Source organism: Brevibacillus sp. SIMBA_040 (assembly GCF_046535075.1).
In the GTDB taxonomy this organism is placed as follows: Bacteria; Bacillota; Bacilli; order Brevibacillales; family Brevibacillaceae; genus Brevibacillus.
Window position 1 is genome coordinate 1 of the sequence record NZ_JAWRXI010000357.1, and the last position, 245, is coordinate 245.

A 245-nucleotide genomic window follows, 5' to 3' on the forward strand; every position below is an offset into this window, starting at 1 on the left:
TCCTCTTTGCTCTTCCACCTTACCTGCAAGCAGTACCTCTTTCGCCGAAGGATAGTGGCGCAACAGGCGGTGGGCTTCGTTACGCACGGGCTCAGGTAGTGCTTGATCACGAGACAGACTTATCAAAAAATCTCGGGTTTGAATGATCGAGCGCGTGCGCTCATTCGGCATCGTCATAACTCTCTCCTTCCCTTAAGTTGCTATCAATTTTGCCCATCACACTTGTAAACAGGGTCAGGTTGTAG

General features: G+C 50.2%; 1 protein-coding gene. It reads right to left on the reverse strand.

The annotated features are described in order from the left end of the window. Positions 1-177, reverse strand: a 177-nt coding sequence (locus tag SB752_RS33105) for a BPSL0761 family protein (protein ID WP_410719612.1), incomplete at its 3' end; no start/stop codon positions are given. Positions 178-245: the final 68 nt, after the last annotated feature.